Raw genomic sequence first — 16,126 nt, forward strand, 5'->3', positions numbered from 1 at the left:
GAGAGCACCCGATGGATGGAACAGTATTGGTCGCAGATGACGATCGCACAATCCGCACGGTCTTGACACAGGCCCTGACGCGGGCAGGGTGCAAGGTGCATGCGACATCCTCGCTGACCACGCTGATGCGTTGGGTTGGTGAAGGTAAGGGTGACGTCGTGATCTCGGACGTTGTCATGCCGGACGGGAACGGGTTGGAGATGTTGCCCAAGATCGCCCAAGATCGGCCCGGTCTGCCGGTGATCGTCATTTCCGCGCAGAACACGATCATGACGGCGATTCAGGCGGCAGAGGCGGATGCTTATGACTATCTGCCCAAACCGTTCGACCTTCCGGACCTAATGAAACGCACCGCGCGGGCGTTGGAGCAGAAACAGCGGGTTCAAACCGAGATCACGGAACCGTCGGATGATCGCCCTGAAGAACTGCCGCTGGTCGGTAGGACGCCGGTCATGCAGGCGCTTTATCGTCTGGTTGCGCGGGTGATGAATACAGACCTTTCAGTGATGATTTCGGGCGAAAGCGGAACGGGTAAGTCTTTGATAGCACGTGCTATTCATGACTTTTCTGACCGTCGGACGTTGCCGTTTGTCACCGCAACGGCTGCGGACCTGCGTGATCTGGAAGGCCCGGCCCGCGTGATGGCCCGTGTGCGCGGCGGCACGCTGCTGATTGATGAGATCGCAGATATCGAAGACGAATTGCAGGCCCGGATCGTGCGGATGATGGACACGCCCGGCGATCATGTCCCGCGATTCATGGCCACCAGCCAGTCGGATCTGACCGAAGCGATGGAGAGTGGTCGTGTTCGGCAGGACCTGTATTATCGCTTATGCGGCGCAACAATCCATGTTCCGGCCCTGCGTGAACGGGTGGATGACATCACGCTTTTGGCCGATCATTTTCTGGCGCGAGAAGAGCGCGAGCATGGCGCAAAACGCTGGCTCAGCCCCGAGGCGGTGGAACTGGTGCGCCGGTACTCGTGGCCCGGCAACGTTCGGCAGCTTGAAAACGCGATCCGCCGTCTAAGCCTGACCAGCCGCGCCGACGAGATTTCGAAGGCCGAGGTCGAGATGGTCTTGGGCAGCCAACCCGAAGCCGAACCGGTTCTGGGGGATGGTGAGCGCGAAAAACTGTCCGCCTCTGTCGCGCGTCATTTGCGCCGTTACTTTGATCTGCACGGCAATTTATTGCCACCTCCGGGCCTGTATCAACGCATCCTGCGCGAGGTTGAGGCCCCTTTGATCGAGCTGGCATTGGACGCAACCGGCGGAAATCAGGCGAAATGTGCCGATCTGCTGGGCATAAACCGGAATACGCTCCGGAAAAAGATCACTGATCTCGATATTCAGGTGACACGGCGACGCAAACTGATGTAATATAGCCACACAAAGCGTGGCATCCGGGCCTATGTCCGGCAACGACCACGAAATATGGCGGTAAGCCGCGCAAGCGGCACATCAGGATGAGGGCAGACGGTGGCAACCCGGGCACAGAGCGGGCTGATCCTATCGATCAATCGGTGGAGAAAGTCACGAAAGCTGCGCAATTTTAGCACCTTGGGTCTGGTTTTGCTGGGCCCTGTCCTTGCGTTGGCCACTTACCTTGTCATTGGTCCATTCGATCTGGGAACGACGGCGCCGACGTTGCGCCTGATTTTGCTGGCTGACCTGGTATATGTTCTGGTTGTTGCGGCACTGGTCCTAAGCCAACTTGGAAGCCTGATCGCTGCGCGAAGGGCTAAATCCGCGGGTTCTCGTCTTCATTTACGTCTGATCGGCGCTTTCACGCTGTTGGCGCTGGTACCAACTGTCACAGTCGCGATTTTCGCAGGGCTGACGGTGAATATCGGGCTTGAAGGCTGGTTTTCGGACCGCGTCCGCGAAGTTGTGGGCTCGTCCTTGACCGCCGCTGAGGCCTATGAACAGGAACACCGCGAGGGACTTACCCAAGACGCTACTGTTCTGGCGCGGTTCTTGGATACGGCCCGAGCGCGGGATTACTACATTTCGGACGCCGAATTGCGCACCGTTCTGGCGCAGGGCCAGTCGCAGATTCAGCGGGGCTTGCGCGAGGCTTACGTCATCGACGGCAGTGGTGAGATCAAATCCCGGGGTGATCGTTCGTACCTGTTCAACTACGAAGCCCCCACGCCTGAGCAGATGATCGAAGCTACGGACACCGGATTGCTGATCATTGCCGATTGGCAAAACAGCGAGTTTCGGGCCTTGGTGCCCCTCCAGGCGTATTTGGATCGCTATCTTTACGTCAGTCGCGAGGTGGACGGGCAACTGCTTACCTTGTTGGACGACACAAAAGAAACAGTCCAGTTCTATCAACAGCTTGAAAATGAACGAGGCAGGGTACTGTTCGAGTTTGGCCTGCTTTATCTGGGCTTTGCGGTGATCCTGATTTTGGCCGCGGTGTCTTTGGGCATGTGGTTTGCAGAACGGCTGTCTCGACCTGTCGGACGTTTGACCACCGCAGCGCAGCGGGTTGGGGCGGGTGACCTGAGTGTGCAGGTGATCGAAGAGGCCAGCGATGACGAAATCGCCATGCTGGGCCGTTATTTCAATCAGATGACTCGGCAACTGAAAGGCCAACGCGACACTTTGCTTGAAAACACGCGCCAGATTGAGCGCCGCCGGCGACTGTTCGACTCGGTCCTCAGCTCTGTAACGTCTGGCGTTGTGGGTGTGGACTCCGATGGTTGCGTGACATTCGTGAACCGGTCGGCGGAACGCCTTTTGGACTGGTCCAGTAAAGAAGAACATCTGGCTATCGGTATTGCCGTGCCAGAGTTTCTTCCTTTGTTTGAAAGCCTCAAGGACAGCGGTCAGGAAGCCGTTCAGGGCGAGGTCAAAGTGACCCGAAAGGGCAGGTTGGAGAACCTTCTGGTTCGTATGGCAATCCGGCGGGGCGAGGATGGTGGTCTGGAAGGCTACGTGGTGGCCTTTGATGACGTGACCGATCTGGTCAGCGCACAACGCATGGCGGCCTGGGGTGATGTGGCCCGCCGCATCGCGCATGAGATCAAGAACCCGCTGACCCCAATTCAACTGAGCGCCGAGCGGATCAAACGCAAATTCTCTCGCAAGCTGGATGAGGAAGATTGCAACAGCCTTGAATCCATGACGGACGTGATTGTGCGGCAGACTAATGATCTAAGGCGGATCGTGGACGAGTTTTCGAAGTTCGCGCGTATGCCCGAACCTGACCGGCACGAGGAGAATGTCGTTGATCTGGTGCGCGAGGCCGTGTTGCTGCAACAATCCGGTCAGCCCGACGTTCAGATTGATGCAACGCTACCGAACCATCCGGTCGTGGCGGATCTGGACGCGACGATGCTGAATCAGGCTTTGACCAATCTTATCAAGAATGCCGGAGAGGCGATTGAGACCTTGAAGAAAAAAGGTGCTCCGGAATATCTGAAACCACAGATAAAAGTGGATCTATCCTGTGATGACGCAGGGACAATCATCACCATTGCAGACAACGGAATAGGGTTGCCCGAAGATCGGGCGCGGCTGTTTGAGCCTTACGTAACCACACGTGACGAGGGAACCGGTCTGGGCTTGCCCATCGTCAAGAAGATTATCGAAGAACATGGCGGTGCGCTGACGTTGGAAGACGCACCGGTATTTGACGGACAGGACCATTTTGGCGCGATGGCCGTTATCCGTTTGCCGGGGGGCAAATTTACCCAGACGGCTGCGCCACAAAAGCAGGCAAATCATATAAACAAACTGAAAGCAGGCCAAAGATGAGTGACATTCTGATCGTAGATGACGAACGCGATATTCGCGAGCTGGTGTCCGACATTCTGGAGGACGAAGGCTATTCAACCCGGCTGGCTGGCAACTCGGACGAGTGCATGGCGGCAATCAATTCGGAACCGCCGGGGCTCTTGATTCTGGACATCTGGCTGAAGGACAGCCGTATGGACGGTATCGACATCCTGAAAGCTGTGAAACGTGACAATCCCGATGTTCCAGTGGTGATCATCTCGGGGCACGGGAACATTGAAATCGCCGTGGCTGCAATCAAACAGGGGGCTTACGACTTTATCGAAAAGCCATTTAATATTGATCAGTTGATGGTGGTGATCCGGCGCGCAATGGAAACCTCGCGCCTGCGCCGCGAGAATGCATCGCTCAAGCGTAAAGAGGTCACGAATTCGGACATGATCGGCAAATCCGCCGCCTTCCGTTCGATGCAAAGCCAATTGGACAAAGTCACCAAATCGAATGGCCGTGTAATGTTGAGCGGCCCTGCCGGGTCCGGCAAGGAAATCGCGGCGCGTTATATTCACGCCCATTCCAACCGGGCGAATGCGCCCTTTGTGACTGTAAACTGCGCGGGTATCGAACCTGAGAGGGTCGAAGAGGTTCTGTTCGGACGAGAGTCGTCGGAGCGCGGTGTTGAATCCGGGCTTCTGGAAGAAGCACATGGGGGCGTGGTTTACTTTGACGAGGTCGCAGATATGCCGCTTGGCACGCAATCCAAGATATTGCGCGTATTGGTCGATCAGCAGTTTCAGCGCGTCGGCGGGTCGGACAAGGTGCGGGTGGATCTGCGGGTGATCTCTTCGACGAACAAGGATCTAGACGCGGAGATCGCGGCAGAACGGTTCCGGGAAGAGTTGTATCACCGTTTGAACGTCGTGCCGATTGACGTGCCTTCGCTTGAAGACCGGCGCGAGGACATCCCGGTTCTGGCGCAGCATTTCATCGAAATGTGCAATGAATCCCAAGGTCTGCCCATGCGCGAGATATCTGAGGAAGCCGTTGCTCTGTTGCAGACGATGACTTGGCCGGGCAACGTGCGCCAATTGAAGAACCTGATCGAACGGGTGTTGATCTTGGGTGACGGCACCGGCCCAATCGAGGCCAAGGAACTGCCCGCCGAAGATGAGAAAGCGGACGATTCTGGCCGAGTCGTACTGTCAGGCGCATTGGCCACGCTGCCCCTGCGTGAGGCGCGCGAGGCGTTCGAACGTGAATATCTGTTGACGCAGATCAACCGGTTCGGTGGAAATATCAGCCGCACAGCCAGCTTCGTCGGGATGGAGCGCAGCGCGCTGCACCGCAAGCTGAAATCACTAGGTGTTGTGACGTCAAACAAGTCGGGCGCACGTGTCGCGCAACTGGATGAACCGGAGCCGGCAGAATAAGCTGCCGGTGACTTTAGCCCGGTACACCGGGTGTTATGATCTGAAACGCGCCGTCGTTAAATTTGACGAAACACGACTCGGTGCTCAGCGGCGGGAATTGTGTCGTTCGCTGCGCAGGAACCCGTGATTTCACATTTTGCCTGCATGGCGGCAGGCTGACGGGGCGATATCCCTTTTTGGCCATGCACTGGGCTTCGACGTTGTTGCGCAGGCCTTGGTTCACATCCACGGTGTAGACTTGCCCCGGCTGCCACCATCCAGCCGATCGGTAGCATCTTCCGTTCCCGTGACAATAGGTTCGACCAGGCCAATATGTTGGCGGGGATTGCCGCACTTGAGTGGCGACCGGCACGTTGTTGACCGCCTGCACCCGGCACTCGGTCGTGTCCGTTTGCATGCGCGATACGCTTTCACCCTCACGGTAATACATGGAAAGTGGGCCGCATGAGGTGAGCGTCAGAACAGGAATAAGCAATCGAAGCACTGTTTTCATAGGGTTATCTTGCCTTGAAAGGACAGGTATGACAATTCAATTGACCGCTATAAGGGCATCTGTCATTCAAAGATTTCAGGCAAGAGGGCCAAAAACATGAAGGTCATCATATGCGGTGCCGGTCAGGTTGGCTGGCAGATTGCACGGCACCTGTCGGGTGAATTGAATGATGTAACAGTTGTGGACAATAACCCGGACCTCGTGCGTCGGGCAACGGAAACACTGGACGTTCAGGGCATCGCTGGATTCGCCAGCTACCCAGACGTGTTGGAGCGCGCAGGTGCGCGCGACGCTGAGATGATCATTGCAGCCACCCATTCGGATGAGGTGAATATGGTCACCTGCCAAATGGCGCATTCGGTATTCTCGATTCAGCGGAAAATCGCGCGACTGCGGTCAAAATCTTACCTTGAGGCGATCCATTCGGATCTTTACCGCCGGGATCACCTTCCTATCGACGTGGTGATCAGTCCAGAGCGAGAGGTTGCAGCCGCCGCCATGCGCCGCCTTTCTGCACCTTCAGCCTTTGATACCGAAATGTTCATGGACGGTCAGGCGCAGCTTTTGGGGATTCGCATCGACGAGGATTGCCCAATTGTGAACACCCCTTTGCGGCAATTGACGGATCTGTTTTCCACGCTCAGCTCGGTTGTCGTCGGGGTGCGGCGTGAGGGCACCCTATTTGCTCCGGAATCCGAGGATCAACTTTTCGTCGATGACGAATGCTATGTCTTTGCCAATGTCAAAGACGTGGACCGAACGATGGAAGTGTTCGGAAAGGCACAAAAGAAACAGGATCGCGTCGTAATAGTCGGCGGCGGCAATGTAGGGCTCGAAGTTGCCCGGACGCTGGAAGAACGCGAAAGCCGCGTGCGTGCCAAAATCATCGAACGGGACCGCAATTGCGCGGAACTCGCGGCTGAGGCGCTGGAACGTACGATTGTTCTGAATGGCGACGGGCTTGATGCCGCCTTGCTGCGCGAGGCCGGGATTGAGCGCGCCGACGCGATGCTTGCGGTCACCGACGACGACCGTGCCAACATGCTTGCCGCCGTGCGCGCCAAGGCCGAAGGCTGTGCATTGGCGATTGCGCTGATCAATGATCCCAGCATGGTCGCTTTGATGGGGCCTTTGGGAATTGACGCCTATATTAACCCGCGCGCGACCACGGTCAGCTCGATCTTGCGTCACATTCGCCATGGACGTGTTCGGCAGGTGTATTCCATCGGCGATGCCGAGGCCGAAGTGATCGAGGCCGAGGTTCTATCCACCTCACCGATGGCAGGGCAGCGGTTGCGCGATATCGACTTTCCCGAAGGTGTCCTTGTTGGCGCGGTTCGCAAAGGGGAAGAGTTGTTTCGGCCAACAGGCAGCCTGCGGATCGAGGAAAAAGACGTAGTCGCCATCTTTGCCATGGCCAAGGACGTGCCCGAGGTCGAACGGTTGCTACAGGTCTCGATTGATTTCTTCTGATGGAGCGGGCGCAGGCACACAGGATCGGGCTGGTGCGGCGATTGCCGTTGTTCCTGCTCATCTGGGGCATCGCTGCTTTGTCGATGTGGGTCCCGGCGATCTATGCGCTCGCGCTGGATGACCACGACACATCCCGATCATTTTTCTATTCGGGGTTGTTGGGATTGTTTGTCGTAGCAACCGTTGCTCTTGCATCATCCAACCGGGTTCCAAGGCGCGGCACATTGGGGCAGTTGGCTGTGTTACTGGCCTGCTTCACAATCCTGCCGGTCTTTCTGGCGATACCGCTGCATGATGCCTTGGGGAACACTACGTTCCTGAATGCGTATTTCGACATGGTCAGCGCATTGACGACGACCGGAGCAGACATTTTTCCCGACCCTGACCGATTGACCGCCCCGCTACATCTATGGCGGGCGCAAGTGGGATGGATGGGTGGCCTGCTGATGTGGATTTCTGCCGCAGCTATTCTGGCACCCTTGTCACTGGGTGGGTTCGAAGTAACCGCCCGAGGGCAGCCGGGGCGACCCGTTTCCGGCGTGGCGCAGAGTGAAAAGGTCGATCCGCGTGGTCGGCTGATACGTGTCGCGCGTGCTCTGACACCAGTCTACGCCGGTCTGACGGCGGTGATCTGGTTGCTTCTGCTGATCGCGGGTGAGCAGGGTTTGACCGCGATCTGCCATGCCATGTCTACCATGGCCACGTCCGGCATTTCTCCTGTGGGGGGGCTTGAGGGCGCACAGGCGGGAATTACCGGCGAGGCGATTTTGTTTCTGTTTCTCTTCTTCGCGCTCTCCCGTCTGACGTTTTCGACCGATACAGCCATGACCGGGTATTCTCGGCTGGACAAGGACCCGGAGTTTCGGATCGGGCTGATGATTGTCCTTTCGGTTGCGATACTTCTGTTCATTCGTGTGTGGGCGGGTGTGAACGAAATTGGCAACACGATGGAGCCGCTGCAGGCGTTGAATGTTATCTGGGGCATGACATTCACGGCCTTGTCCTTTCTTACGACAGCGGGATTCGAAAGCGCCAACTGGAACGACGCGCAGCAACTGTCCGGCTTGGGCACACCCGGTCTGATACTGATGGGGCTGGCGCTGATTGGTGGGGGCGTTGCGACAACGGCAGGTGGCGTCAAACTGTTGCGCGTGTTTGCCCTGTACCTCAACGGCGCGCGCGAAATTGATCGGCTGATCTATCCGTCTTCGGTCAGCGGGGTGGGCGGCGGCAACAGACGCATCCAAAGCGATGGTGCCTTTATCGCTTGGATATTTTTGATGATGTTCGCGCTGACCGCTGCGGCTTTCAACTTGCTGCTGGCAGCGACCGGGGCTGGGTTTGAACAGGCGATGGTTTTGACGGTTGCCGCGCTTAGTACGACCGGGCCGTTGATCGAACTGGCCACGGATGTTCCATTGCGGCTGGTGGATTTATCGGCGGGGGCCAAGCTTACAATGTGCGCCGCAATGGTCATTGGTCGGCTTGAAACACTGGCGATTGTCGCGCTGATAACGCCAACACTTTGGCGGGGCTAAGAATCCACACCCGCAGAATGACTTATTTTTCATCTGGAAACTCGGTTAACGACACTCCATACTCCGCCGGAGGGAGCGCGTTGGTCCGCAGCGCGTAGCAAGAACAATGGCGAGATTATAAAAATATGGCTTCGGACAGACAGAATCTGCAGGACGCGTTCCTGAATAATGTACGGAAAGCAAAGGTCCCGGTCACAATTTTCCTGATCAACGGTGTAAAATTGCAGGGTGTGATTACCTGGTTCGATAACTTCTGCGTGTTGTTGCGCCGCGACGGACAGTCGCAGTTGGTCTACAAGCACGCGATTTCGACCATCATGCCGTCGCAGCCGATCAGCCTATATGAGGGCGAAGACGCCTCTTGATGGAACACGATAGGACGCGCACCCGCGCTTGGGTGCTGCATCCGGAAATCAAGTCAGATGAACAGCGCCGTGTCCCTGAACCAGCGCTGGAAGAGGCGGTGGCACTTGCCGCCGCTTTGCCCGATCTTGATGTGGTTGGATCGGAAATCGTGCGCCTGCAACGCGCCCAGCCCGGGTTGCTGTTCGGCAGCGGCAAGATTGATGAATTGGCAGAACGGCTGCACGACAACAAAATCGAACTGGTTCTGATCGACGGGCCGGTTACGCCCGTCCAGCAGCGCAACCTTGAAAAAGCTTGGAAGGTCAAAATCCTTGATCGGACGGGGCTGATCCTCGAGATTTTCAGCGACCGCGCGCGTACCCGCGAGGGTGTTCTTCAGGTCGAGATGGCCGCGCTCAGCTATCAGCGGACGCGTCTGGTTCGGGCGTGGACTCACCTTGAGCGGCAGCGGGGCGGGCTTGGATTTGTCGGCGGACCCGGTGAAACCCAGATCGAAGCCGACCGGCGCGCCATTGACGAACAGCTTGTGCGTTTGCGGCGGCAATTGCAGAAGGTGGTCAAGACGCGGACTCTGCACCGGGCCGCACGCGCCAAGGTGCCGTATCCGATTGTGGCGCTGGTGGGCTATACCAACGCCGGAAAATCCACTCTGTTCAACCGCCTGACGGGGGCCGAGGTGATGGCCAAGGACATGTTGTTCGCCACGTTGGACCCGACCATGCGCCGGGTTGAACTGCCTGACGGCCCCGAGGTGATCCTGTCGGACACAGTTGGGTTCATCTCGAACCTGCCGACCGAGCTGGTCGCGGCATTCCGCGCCACGCTGGAAGAGGTTCTGGGCGCTGATATCATTGTTCATGTGCGCGATATCAGCCATGACGAAACCGACGAACAGGCGCGGGATGTCGAAATGATCCTGAGCTCGCTTGGCGTTGATGATGAACGTCCACGACTTGAGGTTTGGAACAAGATCGACCTGCTAAGCGATGAGGATCGCGAAGCTGCCATTGCGCGTTCGGATCGCGATCCTGCGATCTTTGCGATTTCAGCAGTAACGGGTGAGGGGATAGAGCCGCTATTGGCCGATATCGCGGTCAAACTGCAGGGCGTAAGGCAAGAAAGCACGTTGTCCCTTGGATTTGCCGAAGGCGACAAGCGCGCGTGGCTATTCCGTCAAGACGTCGTCCGATCCGAAAAGCAGACAGAGGACGGGTTCCAGATAACGGTTCTGTGGACCGACAAGCAAGCCGCGCAGTTCGCGGCGCTTTGAGCTGACGAGGGGGGCACAGTGTCCGAAAGCAAGGTCTTTTTGACTGGTCATATCGACGTACCGATAGATCGTCTTGAGCAGGTACGCGCCGCCTTGCCCAAGCATATTGCGCTGACACGGGCGGAACCGGGGTGCCTGTCCTTCGAAGTCACCGAAGACGTGGAAACCCCAGGTCGGTTTAACGTCAACGAGGTGTTTCGGGATCAAGCGTCGTTTGATGCGCATCAGGAACGCACGCAAAACTCGGACTGGTTCAGGATCACACAGGGCATCCCACGTACCTACCAGATTACCAAGGGGTAGGTTGGGTCAAGCCCCGTCGATTTGCCGCTGATAGTCTTCGGCGTCGTACCACCACATCGAAGACTGAACCTTGTTGTCGGCTGTCATGTCCCATTCTTCCCAACCCCGAGTGATGACGTGATTGCGGGTTTCGGCGTGGTGCCCTTCCAGTGTCCAGACAAAGATTGCGTGGGTTCCGGCCCATCTCAACATATCGCATCGAACTTCTAGGTCGACAAACTCGTCAAAGAACCCGCGCGCCATATCCGCGATTGCCGAGCGTCCGACAAATGGATCACCACGATTGACAGTGATTGTTCCGTCCGGTGCAAAGAAACCGGCGACCGCTTCGGGGTCGCCCGAGCTCCACGCGATCGCGTAATCCCGTGCGAGGTTGTTCAACATATCCCGAATACTGGCCATGAATACCCCCCGGTTCCAATCAATGACCACTGGGATCGTAAGCCAAAACAAGGGGCTGCGTCCACGCAACCGTGAAAAAGGGGCAAGGTCTTGCCGAACAGACGAAATCAGCGCGGGATCAAATTCGTCACACCAACTGCCGCTGCACGGGCCAGATCAAGATCCAGCGACATCGGAATATACTCCCCACGCCGCCAAAGTTGTGCCTGATCGTCATAGTAGCGTGACAGGAAATGGCCCGATTGACCAGTGGCTGTGATGAAGACCGAACTGTCAGGGTCCGCGAAATCATAAACGCCCCGATAGCCCGCGCCGTGCACGTTCTGGAACGGGTCTGGCCCTTCGCCCGAAGTGCGGCCGCGCAGTAGGGTGTTGTCGCCACCGCTGGTGGATTGGCGGATATTGACGAAGAACCGCAGAACCGGGACCGAGCCCAGAACCGGGTGGTCATGGGTCGCCTGATGCGCGTCGCCCCAGCGCAGGGATTCCAGCGACCCGCCATATTTCTCGGAAATCCAGATCAGCGCGTCGTCCAGCGCCAGCCGCGCCATGTCGGTGCAGGTTTCCGTGGGTGCACTTTGACGCACGTCACACCATACTGCCGAGCCGTCGATGTCACGGTAAACACGTTCAATGAACAGCGGCTCAACATGTTTGTATTCAGCAGCCAACGGGCCAAGCTCGTCCGAGATCAGGCGGATTTGCAGCGCACGCAGCCAAGCGGCATAGATAAGAGGTTCGGGCAGATGTTCGTTCATCTCGCCATTCCACTCGGCCAGCAATCCCAGCGCGATCTGGCGCTGACGCTCGGGCGTGCCTTCTGGGGCCGATGCTCCGGTGAACCACAGGTCCGCGCCAATCAAGGGCAGCAGCGAGCGAGCGGTAAAGCTGACGGTGTCCAGTTGCGCCTCGATAAAGCTGTCGCGTGTGTGAACCTCGCGCGATTGCATTAGGCGTTCCCAGCGGTGAATGCGCTGCGTGTCACCCCATTCATATGAAACATGCTCGGGGAAGGGGCGGTCTATGATCTTGTTGTTTGTGTTGCCCAGTATGCCACCGGCGGGGGCCACAAACTCGGGGTTGTCCGCATAGGGCAGGCGGCCCTGCCAGCGGTTCTCGGTCAGCCATCCGGGGGTGGGGATGCGTCCACGGCTTTGATTGCGCAGGTCGCGCTTGGGCATGGCCCCGATCAGCTTCATGCCGATCGTGTCCTTATCCACCAGTGAAAGGTTTTGAGATGGGGCGATAAACAGTTCGGCTGCGTCAATCGCCTGCGGCACGGTATCTGAATTCATCAAGGCCATTGACGCGGTCATTGACGTGTCTTGCGCACTTAGGGCCGTCCAGGACAGCGATGCAACGTGGCCCTGCGGTGTGATGGTTCCCAGATCGTAGTGGCTGCCGGGCAGAACGGGGCCATTCTCCGTCCATCGCAGGGTCAGCGTGATGGGCGCCTCATCCTTGATCTCGATGATCGACGGGCGGGTTCGGAATGACTTGTACCCATCCGGGGTCAGGTATTCTTCGGGATTGTCAGGGTTGAGCTGTTCAATATGAACGTCCTGATCATCCAGGTAAGATGAGGTCAGTCCCCATCCCAGCCGATCGCTGCGCCCCGCCATGACCGAAGGAATGCCCGGAATCGTTGCGCCGATGACGCCACCTTTTTCAAGTTCCAGCCGGGCCAGATACCAAATTCCGGGTGCGGTGAAGCCCAGATGAGGGTCGTTCGCCAGCAGCGTCCCGCCAATGGCCGATCGTGATGGTGCGGCAGTCCAGGCGTTTGATGCCCCGGCTAATCCACGTTTCGGGAATGGCGAAAGCGGACTGTCTGGCATCGGCGATCCGGCTGCATATCGGGGCAAACCCGGAAACAGGGCAGCATATTCGGGCAGGGCCGCAATTCCGGCACCCGGTACATCGGGCAGGATATCGGCCAGCCGCGCCGGGGTGTTCAGCATGAGCGAGGTGCGCGCCCTCAGAACTTCGTCCTCAAGGTGGCCGGACAACTGAAGGCTCATCAATTTGATCACAGCGAGGCTGTCACCGGGTTGCCAAGGGGAAACAGGCGCATTGAACAGGAACATCTCGGGCGCGCCACGCCCAAGCGCCATCTCGTTGATTTCGTCCAGCCGCGCGTTGACACCGGCCGCGTAGGCGCGCAGCGCGGCCTTGGTATAACCGTCCTGCACGTCGACCGAGCGATGGGCAAGTCCATAAAGATCAAGCCGACGCAGTAACTTGTCGATGGATACCGTGCGCGCGCCGAACACTTCGGACAAGCGCCCTTGGGCGGTGCGTCGCAGGACGGTCATTTGCCAAAGCCGGTCCTGCGCATGCGCGTACCCAAGCCCGAAGAAGACATCCGGGTCAGTCTCGCCCAGAATATGCGGCACATTGGCGGTATCACGCACGATTTCCACGGGCGCTGTCAGCCCACGTACCTCGACGGTTTGATCGTATTCGGGCAGGGACTGACTAGCCAGAAAGTAGACCAGAATGACAGCGGCTAGACTAAGAAGAACGAGGCCCGTGGCGAGGCGCACCAGCCAACGAAATACTAATCCCATCTGAGGCCCATTTTCTGATCTATCTCCGTTTGGCTTCAGATTAGTGGAAGCCCATCCCAACCGAAAGAGGAACGCCGGAAGATTGTGAAACTTTGCGCAACGTCGCAAAGAAAAACCCCTGCCACAGAGATATGTCCATGGCAGGGGTTAAGCACTGAGGGGGTTAGTGCTGTGTTATGGGATGATCCGCGTGTATTTCGTGCCATCGACGGTTGCGCCGATCTGCAGACCCGCCTGACCGAAGACAGCGGCCAGTACCGGGGAACGCAACGTTGTTGTGTTGGTCGAAAGAGAATCCCCCTGATCGCTGACCACGTAGCCGATATCAGCGCCAGCCGTCCATCCACTGGAACGACGGAAGTCATTCAGCGCGTCCTGTGTCATGAAGAACAGGACGTGGGCGTATTGCTGCGCGCCGACCTGCAATCCGGCGGTGCCTTTTACAGCAGAATAGTAGTCCACGGTCGCGCCATTGATCCGTAATGCGCCACGGCCGTAACCGCCGCCAAAAACAAACCCGGCTTCGGTTATCAAAGGCATAACCAGCATACCGTTGGCTTTTTCCGCGATTTCCACCGTGTTCGGATAGCGTGAATACATTTCGGTCAGCGTGGCATCGACGCGCGCGTCGATCGTTGCCGCGTTCGAGTTGCCGACACCGTTGCCGCAAGCTGCGGTCAGGGTCAGCCCGGCCATGCCAATGGCAAAGCCACGACGACTTAGTCGAATGGGATTGGAACTGCTCATGTTTTTTCTCTGTATGACTGCCTGAATTGTCGGGTGTTCCCGATCTTATGGGCAAGGATACGCCTATTGAGTCTACGTGTCACGGGAAAGCTGCATCACCCCCGATCACAATAGGCGAATTATCGCGACAGTTTGAGGTCTTAGCCCTGAAGGTGCCGAGCGGCCTCTGGGGCAAAGTAGGTCAGAATGCCGTCACATCCCGCGCGCTTGAACGCGAGAAGGCTTTCCAGCATGACCTTTTCCCCATCGATCCAGCCGTTCTGCGTAGCCGCCTGAATCATCGCGTATTCACCGGACACCTGATAGGCATAAGTGGGGGCGCCAAACGTGTCTTTGACGCGTCGGCAGATGTCCAGATAGGGCATGCCCGGCTTGATCATGACCATATCAGCGCCTTCCGTCAGATCACGTTCGATCAGGCGCATGGCCTCGTTCGAATTGGCCGGATCCATCTGGTAGGTCTTCTTGTCACCCGTCAGCGCACCAGACGCGCCGACCGCATCACGGAACGGACCATAGAAGGCGCTGGCGTATTTGGCGGCGTAGCTCAGGATCATCACATTCTGGTGGCCTGCGGATTCCAGCGCGCGGCGCATTTCCCCGATCCGGCCGTCCATCATGTCAGATGGCCCGATGATGTCAGCACCCGCGTCGGCCTGGGCCAGCGTCATCTTCACCAGCGCCTCGACTGTCTGATCGTTCACAATCTCGCCATCGACGACATACCCGTCGTGACCGTTGATGTTGTAGGGGTCCAATGCCACATCCGTCATCACTGCAATATCCGGAGCCGCGGATTTGATGGCGCGAATGGCACGGTTCGACAGGTTGTCGGGATTCCACGCCTCGGCACAGTCTTCGGTTTTTAGGCTGGGGTCTGTGTAAGGAAAGATGCAGATCGCAGGTATTCCAAGCGCTTGCGCTTCGACTGCGGCCTTTGCAATCAAATCGACGGACCGCCGCACAACGCCAGGCATGGAGGGCACCGGTTCTTCAATCCCTTCGCCGTCACGCACAAATACCGGCCAGATCAGGTCATCTGTGGTCAGTGTGTTTTCGCGCACTAGGCCTCGAATGGCCTGAGATTGCCGCGCTCTACGGAAACGAGCCAATGGAAAAGGGGCGATGGTCGGTTTCATGTCGCGCTCTCCTTGAATATTCCCGCATTGGGTGGCATGAATTCCGCGTAGTCTCAAGGGTAACGATGGACGCGCCTGTGCGAAGAGGGTCCCTAAGGACAGTGAACAAAGGGCAGACGCGTGGACTTATACTCTTCGATTTTTGAACTCATCGACATGCGCAGCTTTTCCAACCTTTGGTACTGGATCGGTTTGGCCGTTCTATGGTCGTCGGCAAGCCACTGGGCCATGGGGGTGCCTTATGACCTGGTCGTTCGCGCGCGCCGCATCGGTGGACAGGCTGAAGAAGACCTGTTGGATATCGTCAGGATCAACAAAAACCGGCTTCTTTACATCGTGGATGTGTCCGGGCTGGTCATCTTGGCATTAAGTTGCTTTTTCTTTTCCGGGCTGGCGATACTTGGGTTTTTCTATGGGGTTGAGTTCGCGCAGGCGGTCTTTTTGCTTTTGTTTCCGCTTTGTGTGGTGATGCTGATCAACATATCCGCGGCGCGCAAGTTACAACGGACCGAACCGGGCATGGATGTCGTGTCAAAAATTCTCACGCGATGCAGAATCTATACGCAGATCGTCGGAATAATTTCGATCTTGATCACATCGCTTTGGGGTATGTATCAGAACTTTTCCATCGGCGTTCTGGGATAGAGAATTC

At 57.5% G+C, this 16,126-nt stretch carries 14 protein-coding genes; 9 read left to right on the forward strand and 5 right to left on the reverse strand.

Annotated features, from left to right (window positions below; genetic code table 11):
- The first annotated feature begins 11 nt into the window (after positions 1-11).
- From RUESEDTHA_RS11635 to RUESEDTHA_RS11645, 3 genes are all read left to right on the forward strand, one after another.
- The gene (locus RUESEDTHA_RS11635) at positions 12-1,379 is read left to right on the forward strand and encodes a response regulator (protein ID WP_180887012.1); all 1,368 of its coding nucleotides are present in this window, start codon (positions 12-14) and stop codon (positions 1,377-1,379) included.
- A 99-nt stretch (positions 1,380-1,478) separates the two neighbouring features.
- Complete coding sequence (locus RUESEDTHA_RS11640; RefSeq protein ID WP_180887014.1) at positions 1,479-3,767, forward strand: PAS domain-containing sensor histidine kinase; 2,289 nt, start codon at positions 1,479-1,481, stop codon at positions 3,765-3,767.
- The gene (locus RUESEDTHA_RS11645; protein ID WP_171124797.1) at positions 3,764-5,173 is read left to right on the forward strand and encodes a sigma-54 dependent transcriptional regulator; all 1,410 of its coding nucleotides are present in this window, start codon (positions 3,764-3,766) and stop codon (positions 5,171-5,173) included. Before RUESEDTHA_RS11640 ends, RUESEDTHA_RS11645 begins: the two co-directional genes overlap by 4 nt.
- 13 nt (positions 5,174-5,186) lie before the next feature.
- Here RUESEDTHA_RS11645 and RUESEDTHA_RS11650 read toward each other — a convergent pair whose 3' ends face one another.
- Positions 5,187-5,666: a hypothetical protein gene (locus RUESEDTHA_RS11650; RefSeq protein WP_180887015.1), complete on the reverse strand. Its 480-nt coding sequence runs from the start codon at positions 5,664-5,666 to the stop codon at positions 5,187-5,189.
- Positions 5,667-5,762: 96 nt separating this feature from the next.
- On the opposite strand from RUESEDTHA_RS11650, the gene trkA reads away from it, so the two are divergent.
- The 5 genes from trkA (at position 5,763) to RUESEDTHA_RS11675 (ending at position 10,616) form a co-directional block, all read left to right on the forward strand.
- Positions 5,763-7,139, forward strand: a complete 1,377-nt coding sequence (gene trkA, locus RUESEDTHA_RS11655) for a Trk system potassium transporter TrkA (protein WP_171211366.1) — start codon at positions 5,763-5,765, stop codon at positions 7,137-7,139.
- On the forward strand, positions 7,139-8,677 hold the full coding sequence (locus RUESEDTHA_RS11660) for a TrkH family potassium uptake protein (protein ID WP_180887017.1): 1,539 nt from the start codon (positions 7,139-7,141) through the stop codon (positions 8,675-8,677). Before trkA ends, RUESEDTHA_RS11660 begins: the two co-directional genes overlap by 1 nt.
- A gap of 125 nt (positions 8,678-8,802) precedes the next feature.
- Positions 8,803-9,042: an RNA chaperone Hfq gene (gene hfq, locus RUESEDTHA_RS11665; RefSeq protein ID WP_010440340.1), complete on the forward strand. Its 240-nt coding sequence runs from the start codon at positions 8,803-8,805 to the stop codon at positions 9,040-9,042.
- Entirely contained in the window at positions 9,042-10,313 is a 1,272-nt protein-coding gene (gene hflX / locus RUESEDTHA_RS11670) for a GTPase HflX (protein WP_180887019.1), read from the forward strand. The genes hfq and hflX overlap by 1 nt, the downstream gene beginning before the upstream one ends.
- 18 nt (positions 10,314-10,331) lie before the next feature.
- Positions 10,332-10,616: a putative quinol monooxygenase gene (locus RUESEDTHA_RS11675; RefSeq protein WP_180887020.1), complete on the forward strand. Its 285-nt coding sequence runs from the start codon at positions 10,332-10,334 to the stop codon at positions 10,614-10,616.
- A 6-nt stretch (positions 10,617-10,622) separates the two neighbouring features.
- On the opposite strand, the gene RUESEDTHA_RS11680 is transcribed toward RUESEDTHA_RS11675, so the two are convergent.
- From RUESEDTHA_RS11680 to hemB, 4 genes are all read right to left on the reverse strand, one after another.
- A complete protein-coding gene (locus RUESEDTHA_RS11680) occupies positions 10,623-11,018 on the reverse strand; it encodes a nuclear transport factor 2 family protein (RefSeq protein WP_180887022.1) in 396 nt (131 codons plus the stop codon).
- 107 nt (positions 11,019-11,125) lie between these two features.
- Positions 11,126-13,588, reverse strand: a complete 2,463-nt coding sequence (locus RUESEDTHA_RS11685) for a penicillin acylase family protein (protein WP_180887024.1) — start codon at positions 13,586-13,588, stop codon at positions 11,126-11,128.
- A 174-nt stretch (positions 13,589-13,762) separates the two neighbouring features.
- Entirely contained in the window at positions 13,763-14,335 is a 573-nt protein-coding gene (locus RUESEDTHA_RS11690; RefSeq protein ID WP_180887026.1) for a YSC84-related protein, read from the reverse strand.
- 140 nt (positions 14,336-14,475) lie between these two features.
- Positions 14,476-15,474: a porphobilinogen synthase gene (gene hemB / locus RUESEDTHA_RS11695; RefSeq protein WP_180887027.1), complete on the reverse strand. Its 999-nt coding sequence runs from the start codon at positions 15,472-15,474 to the stop codon at positions 14,476-14,478.
- Positions 15,475-15,594: 120 nt separating this feature from the next.
- On the opposite strand from hemB, the gene RUESEDTHA_RS11700 reads away from it, so the two are divergent.
- The gene (locus RUESEDTHA_RS11700; protein ID WP_180887029.1) at positions 15,595-16,119 is read left to right on the forward strand and encodes a component of SufBCD complex; all 525 of its coding nucleotides are present in this window, start codon (positions 15,595-15,597) and stop codon (positions 16,117-16,119) included.
- Positions 16,120-16,126 lie beyond the last annotated feature (7 nt).

The sequence above is a fragment of the Ruegeria sp. THAF57 genome, assembly GCF_903914075.1.
Classification (GTDB): Bacteria; Pseudomonadota; Alphaproteobacteria; order Rhodobacterales; family Rhodobacteraceae; genus Ruegeria.